The organism is Sphingobacterium sp. UBA5789, assembly GCF_002418355.1.
In the GTDB taxonomy this organism is placed as follows: Bacteria; Bacteroidota; Bacteroidia; order Sphingobacteriales; family Sphingobacteriaceae; genus Sphingobacterium.
Genome location: NZ_DIDX01000007.1, coordinates 257,769 through 280,215 on the forward strand (window position 1 = coordinate 257,769; position 22,447 = coordinate 280,215).

15 protein-coding genes are annotated in these 22,447 nt (G+C 40.2%); 3 read left to right on the forward strand and 12 right to left on the reverse strand.

From position 1 onward, the window contains the following. Window positions 1-114 precede the first annotated feature (114 nt). Window positions 115-474: a winged helix-turn-helix transcriptional regulator gene (locus tag B4B65_RS18450; protein ID WP_293917741.1), complete on the reverse strand. Its 360-nt coding sequence runs from the start codon at window positions 472-474 to the stop codon at window positions 115-117. Window positions 475-569: 95 nt separating this feature from the next. On the opposite strand from B4B65_RS18450, the gene B4B65_RS18455 reads away from it, so the two are divergent. From B4B65_RS18455 to B4B65_RS18465, 3 genes are all read left to right on the forward strand, one after another. Continuing rightward, window positions 570-1,208 (forward strand): peroxiredoxin-like family protein, encoded by a 639-nt coding sequence (locus B4B65_RS18455; RefSeq protein WP_293917743.1) that lies wholly within the window; start codon window positions 570-572, stop codon window positions 1,206-1,208. Continuing rightward, the gene (locus tag B4B65_RS18460) at window positions 1,205-2,014 is read left to right on the forward strand and encodes a DNA alkylation repair protein (RefSeq protein WP_293917745.1); all 810 of its coding nucleotides are present in this window, start codon (window positions 1,205-1,207) and stop codon (window positions 2,012-2,014) included. Before B4B65_RS18455 ends, B4B65_RS18460 begins: the two co-directional genes overlap by 4 nt. 62 nt (window positions 2,015-2,076) lie before the next feature. Further along, window positions 2,077-2,595, forward strand: a complete 519-nt coding sequence (locus B4B65_RS18465; RefSeq protein WP_293917747.1) for a ClbS/DfsB family four-helix bundle protein — start codon at window positions 2,077-2,079, stop codon at window positions 2,593-2,595. 29 nt (window positions 2,596-2,624) lie between these two features. Here the strand turns inward: B4B65_RS18465 and B4B65_RS18470 are convergent, their stop codons facing one another. From B4B65_RS18470 to B4B65_RS18520, 11 genes are all read right to left on the reverse strand, one after another. Then, window positions 2,625-3,065, reverse strand: coding sequence for a carboxymuconolactone decarboxylase family protein (locus tag B4B65_RS18470; RefSeq protein ID WP_293917749.1), 441 nt, complete (start codon window positions 3,063-3,065; stop codon window positions 2,625-2,627). A gap of 84 nt (window positions 3,066-3,149) precedes the next feature. Continuing rightward, the gene (locus tag B4B65_RS18475; protein WP_293917751.1) at window positions 3,150-3,725 is read right to left on the reverse strand and encodes a Crp/Fnr family transcriptional regulator; all 576 of its coding nucleotides are present in this window, start codon (window positions 3,723-3,725) and stop codon (window positions 3,150-3,152) included. A gap of 102 nt (window positions 3,726-3,827) precedes the next feature. Further along, window positions 3,828-7,472 carry a DUF7507 domain-containing protein gene (locus tag B4B65_RS18480; RefSeq protein ID WP_293917753.1) on the reverse strand — a complete coding sequence of 1,215 codons (3,645 nt, stop codon included), beginning with the start codon at window positions 7,470-7,472 and terminating at the stop codon, window positions 3,828-3,830. Window positions 7,473-7,701: 229 nt separating this feature from the next. Continuing rightward, window positions 7,702-9,678 carry a hypothetical protein gene (locus tag B4B65_RS18485; RefSeq protein ID WP_293917755.1) on the reverse strand — a complete coding sequence of 659 codons (1,977 nt, stop codon included), beginning with the start codon at window positions 9,676-9,678 and terminating at the stop codon, window positions 7,702-7,704. A gap of 54 nt (window positions 9,679-9,732) precedes the next feature. Beyond that, window positions 9,733-11,460: an alkaline phosphatase family protein gene (locus B4B65_RS18490; RefSeq protein WP_293917757.1), complete on the reverse strand. Its 1,728-nt coding sequence runs from the start codon at window positions 11,458-11,460 to the stop codon at window positions 9,733-9,735. Window positions 11,461-11,474: 14 nt separating this feature from the next. Continuing rightward, entirely contained in the window at window positions 11,475-13,472 is a 1,998-nt protein-coding gene (locus B4B65_RS18495; protein WP_293917759.1) for a M60 family metallopeptidase, read from the reverse strand. 10 nt (window positions 13,473-13,482) lie between these two features. Then, the gene (locus tag B4B65_RS18500; protein ID WP_293917761.1) at window positions 13,483-15,273 is read right to left on the reverse strand and encodes a LamG-like jellyroll fold domain-containing protein; all 1,791 of its coding nucleotides are present in this window, start codon (window positions 15,271-15,273) and stop codon (window positions 13,483-13,485) included. Window positions 15,274-15,297: 24 nt separating this feature from the next. Further along, window positions 15,298-16,911, reverse strand: coding sequence for a DUF5008 domain-containing protein (locus tag B4B65_RS18505; RefSeq protein WP_293917763.1), 1,614 nt, complete (start codon window positions 16,909-16,911; stop codon window positions 15,298-15,300). 8 nt (window positions 16,912-16,919) lie between these two features. Continuing rightward, window positions 16,920-17,645 (reverse strand): hypothetical protein, encoded by a 726-nt coding sequence (locus tag B4B65_RS18510; protein WP_201678589.1) that lies wholly within the window; start codon window positions 17,643-17,645, stop codon window positions 16,920-16,922. Window positions 17,646-17,656: 11 nt separating this feature from the next. Next, a complete protein-coding gene (locus B4B65_RS18515; RefSeq protein WP_236581958.1) occupies window positions 17,657-19,243 on the reverse strand; it encodes a RagB/SusD family nutrient uptake outer membrane protein in 1,587 nt (528 codons plus the stop codon). Between the two features lie 19 nt (window positions 19,244-19,262). Further along, window positions 19,263-22,433 carry a SusC/RagA family TonB-linked outer membrane protein gene (locus B4B65_RS18520; RefSeq protein WP_236581948.1) on the reverse strand — a complete coding sequence of 1,057 codons (3,171 nt, stop codon included), beginning with the start codon at window positions 22,431-22,433 and terminating at the stop codon, window positions 19,263-19,265. Window positions 22,434-22,447 lie beyond the last annotated feature (14 nt).

Here is a 22,447-nt window from a genome sequence, read left to right on the forward strand (position 1 = left end):
AAGGCTATAAATAATGAGCGGGAATTACAGATTTTATACAAACGGAGAAGTCCAATGTACAAGCATAGCCCTAAAAGGTAATTTGGAAAAAAAGACTTCTAATTGGATATTAAATTAATGATTATCAGTCTCTGCAGTTGGTTTTTCTCTATCAAGCAATACTTTCCCCCAGTCATTCAGCAACCATAAGGCTTCTACTAATTTTTCACCGATTGGTGTAAGCGAATATTCTACACGGGGAGGCAATTCCGCAAACTGCTCTTTCGTCAGTATTCCGGATTGCTCCATTTCTTTCAATTGTTGGTTCAAAACCCGCCGGTCAACCGTCCCAATACCACGTAAAAATTCACTTGGCCTTTTTTTACCTTCATTAATCTGCCATACAATAGGAATTTTCCATTTACCGCTGATAGCATTGACAGCAAATTCTAAGGGACAAATTTTCTCTATAATCGTTGATTCCTTTGTTTTCATAAAAAAGTGACTTTTTTAACCCATAGGGGTAAAATTATGCGGTATTGTCGGAGCCGGAATACTTTTAAATATTTGCAAAAACAATAACATACAATATGAGTAATCTGCACGAACAAACAGCTGCGCTCCGCGCACAAATAAATGCTCAACTTCCGGTTTCCACAGTACAGGCATTTGAAGCATCAGTACAGGATCTGAAAGAGCGTAAAATAGCATCCGGAATAATCCGTACCGGTGAAAAATTACCGGATTTTGAATTGCCAAATGTAACCAATAATACGATAAGTTCTAAACAACTCCTTTCGAACGGCAAACTAATTGTAGTTTTTTTCAGAGGAATGTGGTGTCCATATTGTAATCTTCAAATACGGGAGTTGAACAATAAACTGAATCTCATAACGGATAAAAATGCTACTTTAATAGCTATTTCTCCTCAATCCATATCTCACAACAATAAAATGAGTGTGCAAAATAATCTTCATTTTGATGTCCTGACAGATAAAGATAATGCCTATGCCCGCAAATTGGGTATTACCTTCGAACTACAGGATTTTGTAAAACCTTATTATGAGGAATTGGGAATTGATTTGACAGCGTTTAATGAAAATAACTCGTACGAACTTCCGGTTCCTGCAATATTTGTAGTAGACACCGATCATACGATTATCTGTACATTTGCGGACACAGATTACACCAACAGAACAGATGCAGACCTGCTGATAGCAAAACTATGAAAGACGAAAAAAGAAAAGGGGCCAGATCTGCAAAAGACATTCCTGCAGAAGTTCTGGAACAACTCAACAGCGGATCGATCGAATCCGCTAATCTGACGGAATGGCTCGCCATCGATCAGAGAATATTGCTGGTGCGCGTGCTGTCACAATTGAACAGGGAACATTATATAATGCCTGTATCTGAAGCGATAGATAAACTCCAAAAACAAACCGTAAATACCATTAATGAAACTATCGGGAATACACTACTTGCTCTATCTGTAGCCTATTCAGACCAACACATTCAACAGGCTTTAAAAAGCCATTTCTCAGATATGGTCCGTTGCTGGGCTACCTATCTGACGGATAGTAACGAGAATTTATCGATTGCAGAAAAACTGGAACAGATTCAGTTTTTTGCAGCAGACAGTCATTTTGGAGTAAGAGAAATTGCATGGATGGCCGTTCGAAGCAGTATCATACAAAATCTGGAAGAGAGTATACGGGTGCTAACTGTCTGGACAACTCATGAAAATGAAAACATAAGAAGATTTGCATCTGAATCCATCCGTCCGAGAGGAGTATGGTGTGCTCATATCGAAAGATTGAAGAAACAGCCCGAACTGGGAATGCCTGTACTCGATCAATTAAAATCGGATTCTTCTAAATATGTGAGGGACAGTGTTGGCAATTGGCTTAATGATGCCAGCAAACATAGTCCTGCATTTGTGCTGGATACCTGTTCGCGATGGAAGATTGAAAGTCCGACAAAAGAAACGCTTTACATCTTAAAAAAGGCTATGCGAACATTGGATAAACAAGGCTGATATCTTCCTATTTTTGTATATCTTAAACAGGTAAAAACATCTGATTTCATATTGAAAACCAAATGGCGATTCCAACTAATAAAGAACAATTGCTAAAGGCAATTAAGAGCAATTACGACAAACTACAGAAAGAGTTAACAAATATTTCTTTAGCACATACTACAATTCCTGAACTGGAAGGACATGCTAAAGGTACTTACATGAGTATACAAAATCTTGTTTCCTATCTGATTGGCTGGGGGGAGCTCGTTCTTAAATGGAACAGGAAAAAAGATCTTCAGGAGACAGTAGATTTTCCGGAGACCGGATATAAATGGAATCAGCTGGGGCTACTTGCTCAAAAATTTTACAAAGATTATGAGACTATTCCTTATCCTGAATTGTTAAAACGTCTGGATACTATTGCAGGAGATATTATACAACTCATCACACGTAAAACAAATCATGAATTGTATGAAGAACCCTGGTATGAAAAGTGGACATTGGGTCGTATGATCCAATTCAATACAGCCTCCCCATATACTAATGCAACAGCAAGAATACTTAAATGGAAAAAATTAAAAGGGACAGCAGCACATTAATATATGCTGCTGTCCCTTTTGAATAAAGACTATTCCGGGATCTGGTACTGCATACTGACAGCTATACGATTCCATCCGTTTATTGTCACAATGACCATGAGTACCTGTGCAACGTACTGCTCTCCCAATAATTCTACCGCTTTGAGATAAGTTCCTTCAGAAAGTCCGTGCTCATGAATCAGGGTCACTTCTTCTGTCATACTTAAAATGATACGCTCTTCTTCTGTAAACAAAGTTGTTTCTTTCCAGGCATTCAGCAGAAATATGCGTTGATTTGTTTCCCCTTTTTTTAAAGCATCTTTCGTGTGCATATCAAGACAAAATGCACACCCGTTAATCTGTGAAGCTCTGATTTTAATCAGTTCCAAATGTGTTTTGGACACATCCGAAGCCTGAATATATTGTTCCAAAGCTGACATTGCTTTATATCCCTGAGGTTCTAACTTTGCAATATTAATTCTCTCACTCATAATATGTTAATTAAATAATGATATATCTGTTAATGATTACAAGACAAAGTTAAGTGTTGGATCACACAAAAAACTTAAACCAGTTTAAGTTCGTTTCTTGCGCCTGATCTCACTCAAATATTCAGGTGTAAAGCCCAGATAAGAAGCGATAAGATATTGCGGAATACGCTGTACAAACTGAGGATTGACAAGCTGAAAGTGATTGTAGAGTTCTTCCCGGGAAAAATCATATATATACTTGATACGACGCTGAGATGCAGCATATGCTCTCTGATATATATACCGAAAATAACGTTCTACATCCGGATAACGGGAAAGTAACTTTTCCTGCGATTCTGCATGTATGGCCAGCAGAATCGCATCTTCTACAGCCTGAATATAAAATTCGGTCGGCAGCTGATGTTCATAGGCCATATTATCTGTTATCCACCAGTTCTCAATGGCAAACTGAGTCGTATGCTCGACGCCTTTTTCGTTGATAAAAAACATTCTCATACAACCGCTAAGCACAAAATAGTTGAACTTACAGACCTGACCTTCGACAAGTATATTTTCTTTTTTCTTTACTGTTTTCAGTTCAAAAAAAGATAGTATATCCTGAAATTTTTCTTCGTCAGTTACAATGAATTTCTGCAGATGTTGTTTAAATAATTCAGACATATAGATGATGTTGAGTGTATACAGCAGCCACACTACCTCATCAAATATAGTTATCTCCGGTTAACCGGATCTCCCATTATCTGAAAAAGTTTAAAATAAGATTTATGGTGCCAGTCTTCTTGCAATCAGTACATAACCCGTTTTGTGTTTAGATTCCTCTCCACTTTTATGTGCCGTGACCGTATAAAAATAAGTCTGATCCAAACAACCTTCAGCATTCCAATCGTTCTTATAATTGTCATTCTCGTAGACTATCTTGCCGTATCTGTTGTATATCTGGACCTCTATACGATCATAATACCCTGTTCCAATAACTTCGAATTCATCATTTTTCCCATCTCCATTTGGTGTGAAGACATTAGGTACAAAGAACCCATAAGTCATGATATCTACTGTGGCAATATTAGTCCAATTGCCATTAGCATCCAATACCTGATAACCGAACTGGTCCTTTCCTGTAAAATTCAGTTGAGGAGTGTAAGATACTTTTCCGTTATTCACGACTACTTTACCATATTGTGGCAACGATACAATCTGTATAGACATGGGATCCAATGGAGCATATTCCTCAGGTTTATCATTTTTGAGCACAGGAATAATCATCGTCGTATTATAGCGGACATTAACGGTATCCGATATAGCGACAGGAACTGTTTTCACCACTTCAATATTTACTTTTCCGGGATAAGATTCTAATTTGTACCCATCACTGAAAACATAATAAAACTCATCCGGACCAAAATAATTATGCTGTGGCACATAGCTGATCGTACCGTCTTTTTCGATGCTGATTGTACCATATTCAGGAGCGGTAGTAATCCGGACTGAACTCACATTTACATGTGTACGCTCGATAATATCATTTTTCAGAACTTCCATTTGTAATTTTCGGTTCTGTTTTAGTGTATAAGAATCCGCTACTGCCACAGGTCTCTTCGCGATAGTGATTTCAGTAGCACTGTCATTGTTGTATTCTGTCCCTGAGATATCTTTTACAACACGTCCTTTCTTACTTTCTTTTGCAAACAACAATGCTGAGTTACTGACTTTTCCTTTATCAAAATCTGCAGGAAGCAACTGATACCGGGCAACGTATTGCACAGAATCGTTAGCCCCCAGAGCAACTGAGGAAACCGAGGTTGCTGTCGTAAACAACATAGGGTCTTCCAGCTGCAGATCGTAGATTGCGAATCCGCTTTTATTCCACACTGTAAAAGTGTACTCTAACTGATCCCCTTCAACGAATAACCCTCCGATTCCTGAACCTTTATTCGTGATTCGTTTACGCAAATATACTTCCGGAATACGGTCTATGACTGTCACTGTAGGTTCGTCATCATCAACAGTAGAACCAGAGATATCCTTTACATCAAATCCTCTTGGGTTTTTTCCACTAACATTAGCCGTGTTTGTAATCACCCCCTTTTCAAAATCCTCCTGTGTGATCGTATACGAAAGCGTGACACTACTCTTCGCTCCTGCTGCTAGCACAGCTGGCGCCAGCATAATCTCAGCAGATCTGATAAGTGGATCCTGTATTTTAATATCTTTGACAGGTACATATCCGACATTCTCTACCTGCAGTGTGTATTGTATCGTTTCGCCGACCTGCATATAGGAGTCTTTATTTTCGTCCGTGAAAACCGCTGTTTTCAGCAGTGCCAATTTCCCTCTTTCGTTTAATGGCTCTAATAAAAACACCTGATTATTGATCATAATATTATTACAAGCTCCCCCCTTTCCATTATTGGCACACTCTTCTTCTGCAGTATTCGGCAATAGCTTTAAAATGTCTGTTGAAGTTGCATCAGGATCTGTCATATCCGGCTTACGCATAATAGTAGCTTTGACCGGAATATATCCATAGGTCGCATCCGGAACAATATCTGCCCGTACAGTAAAAGAAAGAACAATTTCCTCTTTATCTGCTAAGGTGAAATAAGCTGCATAATGGTTATTATGAAACAGAGATCCGGATATAGTGCCTGCTCCCGAAACCGGATTTACCTGCTGTATAATTACCCCTTCCGGTAATGTAAAGTGAAACGGGGCTTTGTCAACTGCAGAAGGACCGTTATTTCTCACAGTAACTACATATGTAAAGTTCTCTCCCAATTCTACCTGATTGCTGCTGGTCTCTACAGATACGACTTCCAGATCGGCTACTTTCACGGTTATATCCTGAGTTTTGATTTCAGCAATATTCAGTGCATATGCCCAGGTATCCATAGCTTTCTCATTTCCAAAGCTGAAATTACCGTAATTCTGATTATTATTCCGGTTGACAGTTGCATTCGAATATGTTCCCCAACGATGCCCGTTGATACGGCTGCTAATGCCTTCCAGATTTACTCTTGGGTCACTGTTTTCAGACGGCATTCCTTCACTGACATTGCTGTCGTCCCAATACACAATATCAGATTCGACCGTTTGTAAATCCTCAGAAAGCAATTCCAGGATAATTCCCTGGGGATTGATCTCCATATCGATATAAGGAAAATGCACTTCTCCGCCCAGTAGTTCAACTTTGATTTTTACAGGGTATTTATCTCCTGCAGGAACAAGGTTACCACTCAGGTCACGCCCATTCCAGTACGCATTATTTATTCCCTGTTTTGCTGTAAATATAAATTGTGCATCAGGAAAGGAATGATCACTATCAATACTTGAAATCGTGATTTTATAATTGCCGGCCAGATTTGTCTTGAATTGCACCCATGCTCCTTTGCTACTTACATGATCTGCATTTCCTTCGACACCCGTTACATTTATATCACTTACCTGAGCAGTTATACGATGACGGACCAGCCATGTTTTCTTACCCGGAACAGCAGCAGGAGCCTCTGCAGGCATACTCATATCCGGCAATGTATACATCATCTTATGTGTGACCTTACCGTTAACATCTGCAGCCCGTGGATCAATTACATCGGAAGAACCTGCTGCCGGTACATAATTCAAACTCTTATACACAGACTGTCCATTTGCTCCGGGAAACCCCTTATTATTGACAAATGAAGTAAAGGCTATCCCATTACTACCGTTACCATCGACCCTGTAAACGTATCCATCATCCGTCATGACATAATTTTTTCCATAGAATGCTCCATCAGCATTTGAAAGTCTGCCACTATTAATATACAGATTGAGGACATTGGTATAGACTCTACCCGTTAACCAGGCTGTATTTTCGATATTTCTGACAGATACATCCCAGGCTGCTATATACATTCCGTCTGGTTGTTCCCAATCCACACTTGCGGCAACATCAGGTAGCAGACTGCCATTATCCATATCATTATTTGCTCCTAAAGGTGAAAAGAACTCTACTTTCCAAACGCCTTCTTCATCTACTGCTACTTTATAAGGAGTATAGCCAACATCAGGTCCGTCCAGTTCTGCCCTTCGGGTTCCCTGTCCCTTATCCATAATTCTGCCTGTATTATCTGCTGCAGAAGTATAAGTTTTACCAGATGGACTGGTAACACGGATTCGTCCTTCATATATATTTTGAGCACTTGATGCGGCGGCGATAGTCTCTCCCATACGGACATAGACAAAATGAGTACCAGGTGTCGGAAACGGGAAGCTCGTAGTGGCCTGGCCATTTTCTCCTTTGGACATCATAAAAGCCCGGTTACCCTGTACCCCTGCAGGATACAGATCTTTCGAACCATCAGCGAACGCAGAGGCTAAAAAACTCAGGAATACCAATAGAAAGCAAGCCCTCCATCTTACTCTATTCATGTTTACTTTAGGTTAACGAAGTATATGATAATCAAATGTTAAAGTAAATATAACAGTTATTTTAAATAGTGCAACGGTTATTACAAAAACAATTAGAAATTAAAGAGATTATCCATTACAAGCTTTATACTTCATTAAATATGTAGCCGAAACACTACATTAAAGTGTTGGTAATAAAAAAAGTTCCGGAATTAATCCGGAACTTTTTTTATCTCTATTGATTACAGGATTATTGGATATCCCTGGATTTAATGACCCTGACCTTAGTTCCTGACGCATCGCCTTCCATCAGATACCATGTATTTGTATACGGATTAAACATAATACCCAATACACCGTTAAAACTAGCTGAAGCTGCAGGTCCATTGACACGTCCTGAGGCAGTTCCTGCAATTTCTTTTAATACCGCAGTTCCTACCGGTTGATTGACATCTGTTTTATAAAGTCTGAATGTACTCGGGCTATAGATAAACAAATCTCCATTTGGAGCAATGTCCATACCTCTGGAGCGGTATCCGCTGCCTACAGCAGTAGTAGTATAGAATTTATAATTTTTTGTAGCAATATCGATTACTCCAAACCGGCTTGTATTGCCGGATACAAATAGTTTCTTACCATCAGGTGACAGTTCAAGAGCGTTTCCTAACTGATTAAACCGGGCAACACTACCGATACCTTCCACATCTCCACTTTGTGCCGTTGCACTTCCCGCAAGTAATTCTACACGATTAGTAGCCAGATCGATTCTCCGTATCCTGTTTCCTATCCATTCTGACACATACAATATATTACTATTCTTATCGATTGCCAGACCTGAAGGCCTGTTAAAGGAAGCCGCAGCGCCTATTCCATCAGCATTCCCGGTACTGGCCTGACCTGCTATAGTACTTACTATTCCATTACCGGAAGCATCGAATGTAATTTTACGGATCCGGTTTCCTCCTGTCGCATTGTTATCGGTAAAATACAAATCTCCTTTGTTGTCTACTACAACACCCCATGCTCCGTTTGTCTTCGCATCCGCCAGGTTTCCGTCAACATAGCCAGCTCCACCTGAACCTATCAATACAGAAGCTGTACCAAATCTGTCAATCTTAACAATTTTATTTCCACTTGTTACTGCACCATCGGTGATATACGTATTTCCGCTGACAGGATCAAAAACGGCATCCTGCGGAAATCCAAAAGTTACAGACCCGGTATTGAGTTCAGAAACTTCCAGGTTGGTATAGACTGGTGTCGCATATTTTGGAGTTACATTTTTAAACTCCAGTTCCGTATGATTATTAATAGTATTCTCAGTAATAGGGAATATCTTTTCTCCGAAAAGAGGATATTCTGTAGGGTTTACAGCGACTACTCGTGCCGATCCCCCCAGATATTCAGCATTAAACTGGATGGCAACTGTTCCTTCATTATCGAAAGTATAATCTTTAGCATCTTCATAATTTCCATTTGCTTTTTTCAGTTGTATCCGGATTTTAGCATCCAGATCTGCTTTTAAAGAATAGAAATTTTTACTGTTGAAATAATAATTAAGGGCTCTTTTTGTATTCGCCAGATTCAGATTCAGCGGCTCTTTTGTAACCATCCTCCCTTCGAGAGAGTCAAGTGTATAAAGGTTTTCATTGGCTACAGATTTGACTTTGTAATAAACCGGAAATGCAATATCCTTAAACTGTACACGGCCGTTGCCATCTGTTATCAAAGTATCTACTGCAGAGTAAGATTCTGTTGCACTCTCCCTTACAAAAAGGGCGACCTTATAATTTGCATATGGTGCTTTTGTATCCTTATCTGTTAACGTCGTTGTAATAGAAGATAACCCGAATCTTGGATGACTTTTTAGACCAATTGTATAATCCTTCTTCTCTTCAAGTACCACCTGTACAGTATCTGCAGCATATCTTCCTGTATCCCGGATCACTACCTGTACTTTATTGGGGTATGTGATCTCATAGGAAAACCGGCCTTCGCTATCTGTACTGACTGTATCAATAAATGTCTGTGTTCCATTTGCTTTGGTTTGGCGCTGAAACAAGACTTTTACCCCTTTTAACGGATTATTATCTTCCGTATTGATCAGTTGACCAACAATCTTTCCCCGATCTACCTCCGTAGACTGATTCCATAAATCATTCTTTTTACAGGCGACAAGACTCACGCCCGTAAAAAGTATCATCCACATATATATTCTTCTCTTCATATTAGGTTAATAATAGTGTCGTTATATTATAAACAAGACCAATCCCCGGATTAATTATTTAATAAACTCTGTTTCATACTTTTGCAGCCACGGAGTTCCTTCCAGATTCCAGGAAGCCACGATTGGTATTTTCAGCCAGTACAGGATATTACTCATCAGATCTTTATCATAAGTAAGGTATATATTCGGGTTTTCTTCTGTACTGCAAGACCAGGATTGTGCGAGGTTCCAGGCGAAAGGTGATCCCGGAAACAAAAAGTCGGTTTTCCCGGTATCGTCTTTTCTGTTTTTAAGTACACTTCCAGATCCTTCTCCCATCGGCCAGTATCCAAGCAATTGATTCCAATAGGTATCTGTAGCATCCAGTTCCTGCTTACATGCAAAATCCTTGATATACTGATCCGGAAGATTTACATTGTAATATGCCAGGTTATTCACAAGATTACTGGAAGCACCATATGCCACTCCGCTTTTACCCGGCCCAACGAAAAAGTCTCCCGTACCTGTAATGTTTTTACCTGTCACATCTACAGCCGCTCCCGGTTCACCATCCTGATACACCTTACCATATCTTTTACCATTTTCCGTATACACTTTAATGGCTATGGTATGCCACTGTCCGATTACAAATGTTTTCGGAGAATAGACAAAATATAATGTACCGTCTCCCAGTATGGCTCTGAATTTATTCTCTGACGAGGCAATCATCAGATGCCAGCCTCTGGTGGCACTGTAAGCATGTGTGGTTTTACCCACAATAACGGAGTTGGTTCCGGATTTTGTGATTACTTTAACCTTACACATGATGGTATAATCGCCTGCATTCCCTACGTTGAACTGACCTGCATTTGCATTTAGGATCGTCGGATTGAATGCATTAATAGCATTTACAGTCAAGGAGTTTTTAAGATCAGGAATTTCGAATTCTTTCCCTACAATATCCGGTGAATAATAGATAACAGGCACTTTACGTTCTTCCAGAGATGCACCGCCATAAGTATTACCGCTACCACCATGATTAGATGTGATAATGACCAGCCAGTCTTCTTTTGCATAATCTTTACGCTTTTTAAGACCTGACAAAATCTCACCAATGTATCCGTCAGCTACCGTCACGGCATCTTTATACATAGCACTTGACATTGAAAAAGAGCTCTTAACACCTGCTTCATTTACACCTCTGAAATTAACAACAGCCACGCCCAGATCTGTTTCATTACGTCCTAGTTTGGACAGAATACTATCCTTTGCTGCTGCATCCGAACCGACTAATACATTGCCATCAGCTAATCCAAAAAGGTTTTTTGAAATTAAAGCATTAGGAGTTACAGCATAAGATTTCATTGTTTTGCCGGATTCCAGTATACGCTGAAAAAACGTAACGAAACCTGTTCCGCTCTGAGGGTTGTTTGTACCATGCGGATCATCTTCGTCAAATTCCTCATCAAAATCATCACCTTCGATACCATGCTTATTATGCCCTACTCCACTCACAATAGTCGTCCAGGTAGAAGCATCACCGGTATTGGCATCTGCCAGTGCATTAAAGGAATATTTGCTGTTCGGCAATAAAGCTTTAATATTTGTCGGAACATCCTTTTTCAGTTCAATACCGGACAATCCGTCAACGACAATCATCAAGACTTTTCTTTCTTTCACGAACGGTGTGACAACTTCCTTCTCAAATACTAAAGGAGGATCATAATACTTCTTACAGGATGTCAGACCTGCTACCAAAAGCATCGACATCAACAGGAAATTTGTTATTCTATTACTTTTCATAATTATCCCCTTTCTTATCTATTGTTATAAAATCCTAACTCAGCTATCACCGGAAAGTCTGTGGTCACATACAAGTCCGACTTATTGACTGTAAGTCTGGCATATTTAAATGTTTCAGCGATCTGACCACTATTGAAATACACATATTGTGTTGGAAGATCTCGTGTAACGGTGAAGGTTCCCAATGAACGCCATGATACATTATCATCACTCACTTCCAGTTTGAAATTTTTGACATGATTAGCTGAATTTGCAACCTGACGCTGCGTAAAACTGATACCACTTGCACTGATTGCATTAGTTCCAGTCTGTAAATTAATTACCCACGGACCGTTAGCGACAAAACTGTTAGCAGGGGTACAGGTTGTATTCCAGCAGGCATTCCAGAAGGTGGTCAGATTACCGTCTATTGTATTCTTAGGCTCATATGTTGTATTATAGTTGGTAGCAGTAGCTGTCCATCCGGTTTTTGCAACCTCAACAACATCATAATAAGGTTCTTCGCCTCCACTTTTGGTTACCGGATTGAATAGCCAGAATTTCTTGTTTAGTAACGGAAGTCCCAGTTGAAACTTAACGTAATTACGGGAAACATCACTCACTTTTATACCCCATCCTATCCATAAGAAAGGTTCCATATCCACTTTTGTATATTCACACAGTGCTTCGTAGAAGAAGTCAATCTTGGATTGATCATTGGCCGATTCAAATCTGGCATTACGTGCACGGGTATATAGATAAGTCATAAACTCGTATCCGTATTTTTCGAAGATCTGTGCATACATGATCAGTTTGGCATCATTATGATTTTTTGATAAAGTCGGCATATTAGCCCAAATCTTACGATTAGCATCTGCAGCATCTTTAGGCACATAGTTAATCCATTCCAATCCTGTAGGCCATACTTCCGCTATCTTGGTATGCTGACGGCCGTTAATCATGGCTACTTTAAAGCTGAATAAGTTGTTTGTCACCTCTCCGTTTCCGTCAAAACTCCATACCCGGCCCTGTTGCATATTATGTCCAAGCTCATGATATGTTCCCCAGTTTTGCGTACGAACCGAATTTACAGTCACAGCCTGACCAAAGTACTGATCATTGGCACCTGCACGTACCGGATATCCGGATACCTGCGCTACCCCTGGTTCAAACAATACATCATGTACGATACGCCATTTATTGAATGGTGCACGATGTTTGACATCAGGATTCCCCTCTGTCATACCTGTCCAGTCCCAATAGGCTTCCTTGATCATCTTATCCCAAAGTTCCATCAATTCTGTAGGACTACTGATAGGGAATCTTTTGAGACGTTCTGTCTGTAATGTAAAAACGATACGGTTACCTTCCAATTCAAACCACGGAACTGAAGATTTGTTAACAAGATCTTTCCATTCCTGATCGGTCATTTTCCCTAATTTGAAACTTGGCGCAAGCGTTGTTCCGGAGAAAAGAAGGTCTACAACTCTTCCCAAAGGACGCTCAGGAATAATGTATACAAGTCCTCCGTACAAATTCCGTATATAGTTTTTGCCCGGAAAAAGATCCTTACTTACCACTATTTTTTCGTCTCTTCGCGGGAACTCGATCTTCGTACTTCCAGTATACACATGCGGACCGACCTGTGCTTTAAGACCATACACACCTTGTGGTACATCGATCACAATCAGTTCGCCTGCAGGAGCAAACATACTTGTGCTCTGCCATGCACCTGGAGCTACACTGATCCGCAGATCGGAAGGAGATACTTCTACATAATTCAGATCGATACTGACCTTATAGTTTTCTAATCTCGGTTCTGTAGTTGCTACCACTCCAGGAAACAGCCTGGCCTGCGTAATTTTCGAGTAATCGATCTTAAACCGATTGGTATCGATATTTACATTTACTGTATCTTCATATTCACCGGATGAATATCCGTTTTCAAAATTATAACCGTAGTCTTTAGAACATGAAGCTAAAGAAGCCAGTATATATAAGAATGAAAAACCGTAAAACAATTGCTTTTTCATCGTTCAATAATTATTTGTTTGAAAATATTGGAGACCAACTCTGTGCATCCAGATCGAACTGTGACACTTCTAATATCCCTAACCAGCTGTACATCATCAGAGGTGCATCTACTGTACGGATAACAAATCTTTCCAGGTTATCCGGAACGGTAGGACATAAATTGCCGGCACGTTCTGAAAAACTGTTCCATACAAAAGATCCGTTGAGTATAAAGTTTCTCTTATACGGACTCAAGTCTTTAATCTGTGTACCTTCATCATTGGCAGGCCAGTAACCGATCAGATTAGCATAATAGCTGTCTTTTTGAGGCGTAGAAAGTGTAGTACATGCATTTGCAGCAATGTAATTATCCGGTAATGCAGCATTATAAATCCGGACATCTGCAATAGAATGAACAAATCCTGAATTGTCGCCATAAGATCCTTTTTGATATCCTAATTGTAATGGCATATCCGGAGAAGAAAGGTTGCGGGCAGCAAAATTGGTAAGTGTCTGCTTCAACACCCCATCTCTGAATAATTTGACTACACGATTGGTACCGTCTTTATAGATCTTGGCTGTCAGCGTGTACCAGGTATCCAATTCAAACGGTGCACTATCAAACGCATAATTGGAAGATGAGCTGCTGTTAGATACAAACCGCCAGCCGTTACCACCATTATAAGTGAAGCTCCAGCCTACCGGAAAATTCTGAGCACTGTTCATTTTCCCCACGATAACACCATTTAATGCACTCCCTGTTTTCCCTCCTTTTCCATTCATCTCATGTACCTTAAGCTTAATCTGTATGGTATAATTACCGGCATCTGCTCCTGTTCCCATATCATATAACCGCGCATCAGCAGCTGATACAGCAGCAAAACCCGAATTACCGGTATAACGAACTGCTGAAGAGCTCCAGGCAGGATCGATGGTCTCTATGCGCTCTACTAGTTTGTAAGCAAACTGATTATTATACATCAGGACAAAATTATTGCGATCGGTTTTCGAAAACACACTTCCGTCATCCAGCCCTGGTTTCAGGGTATAAGATCCGCCGTTATTCGATGCGACAATGACTAACCATTTTTCATCTTTATAATTTGGTCTTGACTTGATTGTCTTCATCAGATCACCTAACCGCTGATCAAACTGATGCAATGCCTGAAGATACTGTTCCGAATCAGGACCATATCCATAAGCATCTCCAGCAGTTTTCACATCTTTAAAAGTAGCCACCACCAAACCTGCATCTGCATGATTCAGTTCTGTCTGAGCTCCTGTCAGTACTTCTGTATCCGTATTGACTTTTACATTCTGATCAATATCAGCAGGATTCACAATCCCTTCTACCGTATTATTACTGGTTACAAGAGCTGTACGCAACTTAGTATATTGCTTGATCCGCGTAAAAAGACTAGGGTATTTTGCCAGATTATTACCGGAAAGATTGGTACTGGTTACTTTATGTTTATCTTTTTCTACACCAGTCAACAGATCGGCATAAGTTGTTCCGTCGTTTGGAGACGCCGCACTGACCGAGTTCCAGCTGAACATGGCATTAAAAGTCATCTCAGACAAATTGGGCATTACCCCGTAGTCTGTAGCCTGATTACCGACCACTGAACCTACCGCTCCTTCTACAATAATATAGGCCATCCGAAACTGAGATCCCTTTATATTAAGATTAGGCTCATCATCGCCAAATTGAATTTTATTTTCAAAATCCTTATTACAGGATAGCAGCCCCCATACAGCTGTAGTCAACAGCAGTAGTTGACGGCTATATTTTCTGATCGAAATTGTATTGCTATTTTTCATTTCTAAATCTCTTTAATACTCCTGTTAATCAACAATCGTCATACGTACAATATTTCCGACATTAAGCTGTCCGTTGAAAGAACTGATACTTCCTACCAGCGTGATCGTTCGCTGACCCAAAGAATTGGTTCCTTCCAAAGAATCATAGATACTGCCGACCAGCTTGCCTGTGTTATTATAATCCGCAGCAAGTGTTCCGTCAGGATTAAGGATCAGCAGACCTTCCCGTATCACATCATTGTATTTTGTAAATGTTCCCGAAACAAGGATCAATCCATTCGAAAGCTGTGTGACATAGTTTGGTTTACCTCCGGCAAAGCCATAACTTTTGAAAGAAGGATCAACACTTCCGTCTACATTCAACACTGCAATACCATTTGCAGGTACGCCATTGAACGTATTGAAGCTACCGACGACAATGTATTTATTTCTGGAGGCCGAGTAGAATATCTTCGAAATCCGGTCATCAGCTCCTGAACCGGCTGAAAAACTTGCATCATAATTACCATTTACATCAAGTCTCACAATTCGTCCGGCACTCTGAGTCGTATTGAAATTGGTAAAAGAACCAACCAGCACCAGTTTGCCGTCATTCTGCAAATAACCATCGTTAATCGTACCGTTGACACCAGCCAGTCCTTTAATCGGAAGCGTAGTTTTATTCATATAATAATTAGAATCCAGCACCCCATTCATATCCATACGTACGACTTGCTTTGTTGAAAAGTAATCTGTCAGAATATTATCAAATGTGGAACGTGTATAATAATTGTTGGCATAAGACTGGAAATTGCCGATAGCCGTCACTTTATTATTCTGAACAAACGTCTTCACAACCGAAAGGTCTGTCCCTCCATTAAATGTCGGCGCGATAAGATTGCTCTTTCTCGGATCAGATGTCAGATTAAGAATAGGTACACTCGCTACATCCAGAGCCCCTGTATTCGTAATCCGGGTAATGTTTCTGACAAGATTGATCGTATCGAAATTGGTAAATGCACCGGAGATCAAAAGTGAACCGTTGGCCAGCTCATTGATTGACAAGATCGATCCTTTTACCCCTTCGCCAAATTTCATTCCTTTTACAAAATCTCCTGAACTGGACAGTCGTGCTATACCACCAATTTTGGTAGAAGAGGAAAAACCGTTGTAATCGGTAAAATTACCTCCTATATAAATCTGTCCGTTGCTGAGTTGCTGAATTGAAAAAATAGGTCCGAGTGTACCTGTTCCGGATCTGAATGTCAGGTCAATACCCGCTTTACCTATAATTGGTAATAATGGTCCTGCAAAAATCTGTCCGTTTACGACTACGCGTACACCACCTGTACTGGCATTGGCCGGAACAGTAGACGTTACAGAAGTATCTGTAATATTGACAATACGAGCTGGAATATTATTCATAAACAACTGAATTTCTTCAGGCTTATATTTCAGCAAACCATCAATCTTAAAGGTAACATCTGTACCAGGTCTGGCTTGTGAAGGTGAGGGCAAAGCTTCTCTGAATCCAATACCCAAAGGTTCTGCGCCACCGGCATAAGGATCTGGTCCATATGTTATTTTGTCCGTACAGGAGGCCAGCAGCACAACCACGAACAAGATAATAAAGGAGTAAATTGTATAATTCTTTTTCATATCAGATCTTATTTATAATCAATACCATACTCGATCGCCAGATTGGCAAACCGGTCATATAAAAAACCAAATACATGCCTGTTGTAATTCAATACATGAACCCTTCCGTTAGTCGGCTGAATATTGGAAGAAGCCACAAAAGTATTAACCCAAGAAGATGTCGGTCGGGAATAATCCGGCACATAAGAAAGTAAAATTTGTCTTGGCCCTGCATATTTGATCACAACGCCATTGTTATTGAGATCATGATATACAGCTCCCACATTGATCGGTTGAGTTTCATTATACGTTTCGAAGATCTGCCCGCTGAAAGCGTACAATGCAGTCGTATCTACCTGACGAAAATCATTCAATCCAAAATCACCTTTAATCATATATTCAGATAAGATAGATTTCCAGACCACCGGTTTCACTTCCTGATAACTCTTGATGGTATCCTGTCCTCCTAGATAAAGAACCACATTCAGGTAGTTCAGTGCCTTACGGATCGTCGGATCGGGAGGAGCGAAAAAGGTCAGCCTGTCATTTTTAAAATTATCTTCCATCCCGGCATAGCGGATGATTTGTGTCAGCGTATCAAAGGGATCCTGTGGTTTTTGACCTTTTGAATCCAGATATTGCATCATGTTTCCATTGAATTTAGGATCATGTACACCTGAATCCGAAAAATAATCGTCTTTATTACAAGATGCTAATACAAGCAGTGCGGTAAGTATGTATAGTAAATTTTTCATATCTCTTTCTCTTATTTCCAGTATTCATTTAATGTCATAAAAGGATTGTTTTCCAACGCTTTAGGATCTATAGGCCAGGTCCAGGCTTCCTGCAGATAAGCCGAGTAAGCCATCGGATGCCATGAGTATGCAGCATCATACAACTTGCCTGTGCGTACCAGATCATAATAGTAATGTCCCTCTCCCATTAATTCCTTACATCTCTCCCAGTAAATAGCATCCTGAAGTTTGTTGTCATAGTTATTAGCTTCCGGATAAAGACCCGCTTTAGCACGGGAACGAATCAGGTTAAGCAGCATAGTGGCCTTATCGTCGTTACCGCCCATTGCAGCCAGAGCCTCTGCCTGTAACAGAATTGCGTCTGCATAGCGAAACATAACCTGATAATTACCAATAGACTGAGCCGTATTACCAGATCCGAGGGCTAAATTGAAGAATTTGAAAAAGGTAAAATTACCATTGCCGGAAAACATAAAATTATTACCCTGTTTATCTGTAAACCAACTCTGTATCCTTCCATCGGACTCTCCTTCAGGGTATAAAGTTTTCATATATGAAGATTCATATGCTAACTCACTCTTGTCAGTCGTCGTTGCATTCAGAATGAAATAAGGTGCATGAAGTACGTGTGCGAAATAGGTCTTACGAAGACTACCATACGATTCACCATAGTTTACGTTATTCGGAATTTCAAATAATCCTTCTTTAGAACGACCATTAAAAATCTCTGCTACCCGCTCGATTGGAAGCAATTCATATGCACCATTATTCTCCAATCTCAGTTCATCGCCAAGACGGTCTACCTGTGAGTAGTATTGGTTCGCATTTGGTTTATCAAACCAGGCTAACCACATATTCAGGTGCATCATCAACGTCAAAGCAGATCCTTTCATGGCTCTTACCCCGCGATTGGCCGGATCGTCATATGTCCATGGAAGATCATCTTTTACTTTCTCCAGATCCTCAATACACTTTCTGGCTACTTCTCTATGATCCATACGAGGCAGAGGATCCTGATTGTATGCATCCGTATAATACGGTACATTTCCGAACAATCTGAGCAATACGAAGTAAGACATACTGCGCATAAAAACAGCTTCAGCCTGATATTTACGGACTTGTGCAGGTGTGAAAGAAGGATCATTCTCCGCTACTTTTGGCACTAAGGTGTACAGGATATTGGCGGATTGTATTACTTTATAAACCGGTTTCCAATCTGCGATCTTATCCCACTCTACATTATACGTCCAGAAGCGTTCAGCATCGGTACCCGGTGTAGGGCGGATTGTACTCACCAGTTCTTTAATACTTCCTCTTGAAATGATACGGATATCATTTCTATTCGGATATGTTTCCGTTTTCAGTACCGGAGCATTACGCAGATCACCCATCAGTACCAAAGGACGATCTATTCCGACCCCTACCCGGAACAGACGGTATACCTCTCTGGTAAAAGTCTCTGCATCATTCTGATCTTTCCAGAAGTTATTTCCGGAAAGGCTGTCAATCGGTTCGACATTGAGGAATTTTTTACATCCCAAAAAGCTTATTGTTACCGCTACGATAACTATATATTTAGCAATTCTTTTCCCTTTCATCTTTGACAAATTTTTCATCTTAAAACTGTACATTTAATCCCAGCGTATATGTTCTTTTATTCGGGTAACCGTCTGTTCTGTCATAACCCATATCCGTCACGTTCTCCGGGTTGGGTCCTGAATAATTACTAAAAGTGTATACGTTATTTGCTGTTCCGTACACCCGCAGAGAGGATATTTTATAACGTTGTGTTTTTTCTCTCGGGAACGTATAGGAAAGTGTCACACTATTGATCTTCCAGTAAGATCCGTCCTCCATAAATAAAGTCTGATTAGCACGAAACGGAGTAATAATTCCCTGACGTGTAAACCCATACGGATTCGGATACGCACTTATATCACCGTTATTAAGCCAGAAATTATACTTTTCAAGAGGTAGTAAAGTTGATTTTTCAATACCATTTGTACCTCCCATCAACGGGTTACCATAAGAGTTCATCTGATTTGCCAAAGCTTCATTAATGATATCACGCTTCAAAGTAAAAGAGGTATTGATAGACAAGCTGATTCCTTTATACTGTGCGAATGTGGACAAACCTCCGATGACCTTTGGTTGTGAATTTCCGACCGTCACCAAATCATTCTCATCCAGAATATAATCACCATTAAGATCAGTCCAGTACGGATCTCCAGCCTGGAAATAATAAACAGCTCCGTCTTTGATCATTTTATAAGGTTCACCCGTAGCCGGATTGACTGGTACCGCAGCATCTGTAGCAAATGTTCCACGGTAATCAAACAATACATGCGACATCGTATTACGACCCAGACGGTAAAGCGTATGAAGTTTATTATTTGCATCATACTTCAGATATTCACGGCTATTATCAGGCAAACGGGTCAATACTTCATTATTGATTGCTCCATTCAGACTGATACTCCAGTTCACTTTACTTTGATTTGATAAAGGTCTGAACATGAATGTGAACTCATATCCGTAGTTTACAAAGCTGACTTCATTAGATTGTAAAGATGTAAAACCATTATGATCGGCCAGATTTCTGGACCATAACTGATCGTCCACCTGTTTGTAATAGAACTCCTGGATCGTGGTGATTCTGTTTTTCAGGAATCCCGCTTCTATCGCCAAACTTGAAGAGGTAGTGGTAGAAGGAACTAACTTACTATTGGGCATCTGATTCCAGTTGAAACCGATAGTAGGATTATTGTTGAAAGCTCCTGTGAAAATATATCTTCCGTTTGCATCAAATACAGTTCCCGTAGGTGTAATATTCTTACCCCATCCTCCTCTGAATGAAAGGTAGTCTAACCACTTATCTGTAAAAACATCCATAAAAGGTTCCTTCGCCATATTCCAGCGAGCGGAGATCGATGGATTTTTGACCCATGGTACATCCGGACCTACAGAAGAAGATTTATCGAGACGGTAGGTAAAGTCGATAATATATTTGGAATCATACTGGTAACTGAATGCTCCTGCAAAACCCGCCGAGCGTACATCTGCCAGATTATTCAGCACACCACCCACAGCACTACCGGCATCAAATCCAAAAGGACCTTCCAGCTGATCGTTGGGATACCCGGATTTCCGCTGCGCCTTAGCTTTGAAACTGTTAAGATTCAACTCATTAAATACATAGGTATTGATGAGGTGTTTCTCTTCTGCACCGAAAGCTTTCAGGTAAGACAATTGAAAGAGATTATACATCGAGTTACGCTGAGCATCGTAGTTATAATTCTGAGAGATATTATTATTAGCAATGGCTGGTGTAAAATTATCCGTACGATATGTGATATAGTTATAACTGAAAGAGTTCTTAGCTCTCATGCCTTTGAAAACTTCGTATTCCAGATCCACATTCGCCTTGACATCTGTAGTCCGGTTATCATTTCGTCCTTCCAGTGCAGATACCAATCCTCCTCCTACAATAGAAGAACTAGGCGCGGGCAGCAATGAAGAAGCTGAAGAAGCTTTCGCCACACCACCTTGTGTCACAGAGTTTCCACTTCCGGTCTGTTGCTCTCCAATATTACCGGACATATTTACAAAGAGTCTGAAACGATCAGATTGTCTGTACTCAGAGTTCATACTTAAGGTATAGCGACTGAATCCTGTATTCTGAATAATACCCTTTTCATTGTAATACTGACCATTGATCTTATAATTGAAGTTCTCATCCCCTCCTGAAGCATTCACATTATGCGTCTGGTTATAAGTAGGCTTGTAAAATACTTTCTGCCAGTTGGTGGAGTTATTGAAATATGGGTTCAAACTATCCGAAAGAATCTGATTGTCATAGATTTTATCCCTTCCGGTATAATAATCCACGTCATTTTCCAATACCTGATTGATACGGATGAGACGTTCATCTTTACCTCCCAATACAGATCTTAACTGCGGAGGAACACTGAAAAACTGGTTTGTTGTATATTGAATAATCGGAATCTTGGAGCGTCCTCTTTTGGTTGTAATACGGATAACCCCGTATGCACCTCTGGAACCGTACAACGCTGTAGCTGCAGCATCTTTCAGAATATCCATCGATTCGATATCTTCTGGTGGAATCAACGAAATCGGACTGATACCAGTACCTCCGCTGTTGAATCCATATTGAAAATCAGTGTTATCATCTACAGGCACACCATCCACGATATAAAGCGGAGAAGTAGGTGTAAGGAACGCATCCGAACCTGTTCCTGTGGATGAAATACTATTCAGACCACGGATCAGTACAGAGGCTCTGACTCCCGGCTGTCCTGTCGTCATCTGTACGTTCATACCCGCTACCTTACCCTGAAGTAACTCTGTCACGTTAGAAACAGGATTATCTTGCAGATCTTTACCCGATATAGTTACAGATGCACCTGTAAGGGTTTCACGCTTACGTTGCTGATAACCTTGTACCACTACTTCATCCAATTCATTCTCTTGCTTTTCCATATAAATAGTAAAAACAAAAGCTTTCTTTCCGGCCAGATTTTCTGTGACAGTTTTGAAACCTGTACTGGTAAAAATTAAAATATCATCTACAGGTGCCTGAATCTTAAAAAGTCCTTTTCTATCCGTAGACCCCAGTGCACGTTTCAATTTGGTGGAGCGTATGGTTACATCCCCCATTCCGATACGCGAACTCTGATCCTGGACAAATCCCGAAACTGATATTGTCTGTTGTCCATACAGCAGCCCGGATAACATAAAAATCAAACTTAATAGTATAAATCTTTTCATAATAATACGCATGG

Bases quoted from the DNA above. Each gene is read 5' to 3' on its own strand.
- B4B65_RS18450 (WP_293917741.1), bottom strand. From the start codon at position 474: ATGAAAACAAAGGAATCAACGATTATAGAGAAAATTTGTCCCTTAGAA.
- B4B65_RS18455 (WP_293917743.1), top strand. From the start codon at position 570: ATGAGTAATCTGCACGAACAAACAGCTGCGCTCCGCGCACAAATAAAT.
- B4B65_RS18460 (WP_293917745.1), top strand. From the start codon at position 1,205: ATGAAAGACGAAAAAAGAAAAGGGGCCAGATCTGCAAAAGACATTCCT.
- B4B65_RS18465 (WP_293917747.1), top strand. From the start codon at position 2,077: ATGGCGATTCCAACTAATAAAGAACAATTGCTAAAGGCAATTAAGAGC.
- B4B65_RS18470 (WP_293917749.1), bottom strand. From the start codon at position 3,065: ATGAGTGAGAGAATTAATATTGCAAAGTTAGAACCTCAGGGATATAAA.
- B4B65_RS18475 (WP_293917751.1), bottom strand. From the start codon at position 3,725: ATGTCTGAATTATTTAAACAACATCTGCAGAAATTCATTGTAACTGAC.
- B4B65_RS18480 (WP_293917753.1), bottom strand. From the start codon at position 7,472: ATGAATAGAGTAAGATGGAGGGCTTGCTTTCTATTGGTATTCCTGAGT.
- B4B65_RS18485 (WP_293917755.1), bottom strand. From the start codon at position 9,678: ATGAAGAGAAGAATATATATGTGGATGATACTTTTTACGGGCGTGAGT.
- B4B65_RS18490 (WP_293917757.1), bottom strand. From the start codon at position 11,460: ATGAAAAGTAATAGAATAACAAATTTCCTGTTGATGTCGATGCTTTTG.
- B4B65_RS18495 (WP_293917759.1), bottom strand. From the start codon at position 13,472: ATGAAAAAGCAATTGTTTTACGGTTTTTCATTCTTATATATACTGGCT.
- B4B65_RS18500 (WP_293917761.1), bottom strand. From the start codon at position 15,273: ATGAAAAATAGCAATACAATTTCGATCAGAAAATATAGCCGTCAACTA.
- B4B65_RS18505 (WP_293917763.1), bottom strand. From the start codon at position 16,911: ATGAAAAAGAATTATACAATTTACTCCTTTATTATCTTGTTCGTGGTT.
- B4B65_RS18510 (WP_201678589.1), bottom strand. From the start codon at position 17,645: ATGAAAAATTTACTATACATACTTACCGCACTGCTTGTATTAGCATCT.
- B4B65_RS18515 (WP_236581958.1), bottom strand. From the start codon at position 19,243: ATGAAAGGGAAAAGAATTGCTAAATATATAGTTATCGTAGCGGTAACA.
- B4B65_RS18520 (WP_236581948.1), bottom strand. From the start codon at position 22,433: ATGAAAAGATTTATACTATTAAGTTTGATTTTTATGTTATCCGGGCTG.